Here is a 1389-nt window from a genome sequence, read left to right on the forward strand (position 1 = left end):
CAGCACCCGAGCCGACCGCCGGGCGGCTCCGTTTCGGCGGCCCACCGGTGGCTCCAGGCGGTGAGCGGGCCGAGGGCGGTGACGAGGTCGGCGTCGAGCGGCGTGAGCCGGTAGGCGTCGTCGTGCGGGGCGAGCAGCCCGGCCTCGGTCAGCTCGGCGATGCGGGTGCTGAGCACGCTCGAGGACATCCGCTCGCACCGCCGCTGGAGATCACGGAAGCCCGCCGGGGCCTGGCTCAGCTCCCACAGGATGCGCGGCGTCCAGCGCCGGCCCAGCAAGTCGAGCGCGGCCATCACCGGGCGGCCCCACCCTCGCCCCGCAGGCCGGACTCACCCCCGAACAGCTCCGCGCGACCGCCGCCGCCGATCCCGATTCGGCAGGCGCCGCCTGGTCCCCCCGGCAGTTGGCCCTGCTCGCCGCCGTCGACGAGCTACACGACACCGCCTACCTCTCGCCAGCCGCCTGGGAGGCCCTACGCCCGCACTACGACGACGCCCAGTTCCTGGAACTCCTCGTCCTCACGGGCTGGTACCGCACCATCGCCTACCTCGCCAACGGCGTCGAGCTGGATGCGGAACCGTGGGCCGTACCGTTCCCCGGCACAGAGGAGGACGACTGAGCGGCTGCCCGGCCCGGCCCGGTCATCCCGGGCCGGGCCGCTGCCGCCGGCAGAGGAAGCAGTCGTACGACGTCCAAGAAATCGAACCATCCGACCTTGCCCACACCCGCTACTGGATGCCAGCCCCAGGTCAAGGGAATCTGTTACCCGCAGAACCTCGCCCAGTCATGCGAGCCTCGACCAACGCCGGAAGGGAAGTCGTCACCATGGGATTCGGTCTTGTCGTGCGCTTCGTCGCCCACAACACGGAAGCCGCTCGTGCCTTCGACCGGTTGGCAGAGAGGGCACTTGAGGGCATCCGCGCCAAGGAGCCCGGCACTCTCGTGTACGTCAACCACGCCGTACCGGAGGAGCCCACCGTCCGCGTCTTCTATGAGCTCTATGCGGACCGCGAGGCTTTCGAGGAGCACGAACGACAGCCGCATGTCCAGGCCTTTCTGGACGAACGCGCCCAGTACCTCGCCTCCTTCGACGTCACGTTCCTGGAGGAGATCTCAGGTAAGGGCAGCCCGGGAGGCCGTTCATGAACTCGTCGTCATCGCAGGCCGAATCGCCCCGTCGGAGCTGGTGAAGCTCGCCAAACGCGCGAACGCCACGGGGTGATGGCGAAGTTCAGGCCGCCGGACGTCGCCGTATCAGCGCCGTCCGGCGGAACGAGTCATCGACTCCGGCAGCCCACTCAGCGAGTCGATCCGGAAGGTCGCCTGGTCGGCTGCGGGGTCGCGCCGTTGAGTCCAGCCCGCCGCGCTCGGTGGACGAGCGCGGCGGGC

General features: G+C 70.2%; 3 protein-coding genes. 2 read left to right on the top strand and 1 reads right to left on the bottom strand.

Going from position 1 to position 1389, the window contains the following annotated elements; all coding sequences use genetic code 11:
• A partial coding sequence (locus ACFRQN_RS40830; protein ID WP_380745712.1) for a winged helix-turn-helix transcriptional regulator occupies nt 1-293 on the bottom strand: 293 nt, incomplete at its 3' end.
• Nucleotides 294-403: 110 nt separating this feature from the next.
• Between ACFRQN_RS40830 and ACFRQN_RS40835 the strand changes: the two genes are divergently transcribed.
• Together ACFRQN_RS40835 and ACFRQN_RS40840 are read left to right on the top strand one after the other, a co-directional pair.
• Nucleotides 404-619 (top strand): hypothetical protein, encoded by a 216-nt coding sequence (locus tag ACFRQN_RS40835; protein WP_380745715.1) that lies wholly within the window; start codon nt 404-406, stop codon nt 617-619.
• A 167-nt stretch (nt 620-786) separates the two neighbouring features.
• Nucleotides 787-1146 carry a putative quinol monooxygenase gene (locus ACFRQN_RS40840; RefSeq protein WP_380745718.1) on the top strand — a complete coding sequence of 120 codons (360 nt, stop codon included), beginning with the start codon at nt 787-789 and terminating at the stop codon, nt 1144-1146.
• Nucleotides 1147-1389 lie beyond the last annotated feature (243 nt).

It is taken from the genome of Kitasatospora sp. NPDC056800, from assembly GCF_042789775.1.
Lineage (GTDB): Bacteria > Actinomycetota > Actinomycetes > Streptomycetales > Streptomycetaceae > Kitasatospora.